Annotated in this window: 1 protein-coding gene; it reads right to left on the bottom strand. The window is 40.4% G+C overall.

What is annotated here, in order from left to right:
• Window positions 1-76 precede the first annotated feature (76 nt).
• Window positions 77-1,162 carry a right-handed parallel beta-helix repeat-containing protein gene (locus tag F6K49_RS49215; protein ID WP_293110035.1) on the bottom strand — a complete coding sequence of 362 codons (1,086 nt, stop codon included), beginning with the start codon at window positions 1,160-1,162 and terminating at the stop codon, window positions 77-79.
• Window positions 1,163-1,401: the final 239 nt, after the last annotated feature.

Consider the following 1,401-nt stretch of genomic DNA (forward strand, 5'->3'; position numbering starts at 1 on the left):
CTTAAAATTATTCCATTATTAAGTAACCCCTAAACCATCTCGCTATTCAGCAATGCCCTTGATTGCTTGGGACTGGCTAAACTCCAATTTGATTACCTCCAAAGTTGATGAAATCACCAAAGATATTGGAAAACTGATCTCCTAGGTCAAGGTTATCGGTAATTTTGGTTTGTGCGATCGCGACGGTGGCTCCGAGACCGATAAACAGACCACCACCGTCGCCGGTACCATCATTGTCACTGTCGGCAATATTACCAGTGATTTTGTTGTTGCCCAAGACAACGGTATTACCACTCTCGACGGAAACGCCGCCGCCATTTATTCCTGCCGAGTTACCAGTAATCGTATTGTTGACCAGAAACAACTCGTTATCAGTTCCTTGGACATTGACACCACCGCCACTGTCTCCAGTCAGGTTGTCAATAATCTGGCTATTGAATAGCTTTACAACATTGTTATTTATTTTTCCCCGAGTACCGATTTCTATTCCACTATCCTGGTTGTTGCTGATAGTGCTACCAAGCACCGTTACATTTTGACCAGCAGCACTTATATCAATACCCTGCCCCTGATTTTGCCTGAAGGTGCTTTTACTGACAAATAATCTGGTGTTGTCTCCGTCGAGATCGATGCCATCTGATCTGTTGTTTAGGAAAGAGCTACGGAGCACTTTAACATTATTGTTGTTTCCGTTGATATCGATGCCATCGTAGTTGTTTGTGAAAAGGCTATTGATCACAGTGATTTTGCTGTTGTCTGCTTCGGACTTGATTGCATCTGTGCCATGTCCCGTGAAGATGCTATTAATTACTTTAAGATTGCCATCATTCACCTGGATGCCATCGCTTCCATTAGAAATTGTCAGTTTGTTGAAGGTAATATTAGCCCCATTGCTAATCGTAAAGATATCAAAAGGGTTACCGTCACCTTCGACCGTAATTTGGTCATCATCTTGACGTCCAACAATATTAACACTGTCAGTAATCTCGAGTGTTCCTAGGTTAGAGTCTATAGTAATCGTCGGTAGAGCTGGTTCAAGTTCAAATAAAATGGTATCTTTACCAGGAGAATTATTCGCTGCTTCGATGGCTTCTCGTAAACTGGTAACTCCATCGTTTGGATTAATGCCTTCAGCTGTGGTATTAACTGTGAAAACTGCCATAGTTAGTAATCTTGATTTTACTGAACAAGCTGATTGTTTTTTCCCTGTCAGCTATTATTTTTAATTCCCAGTACTAGCGGGGCTTTTGGTAGAGCAGCTTACCCGTTTTTTTTACACTTTTTGTTGTAGACAGGTTGACAAAAACTTACCTAAGCTTATGCCATTTTCACAGTTGGTTATTTTCTTTATTGACTCTTAATTCATTTTTTAAAAAATCCAGTGGTAATTTAAAGATAAAA

Source organism: Moorena sp. SIO3I6 (genome assembly GCF_010672095.1).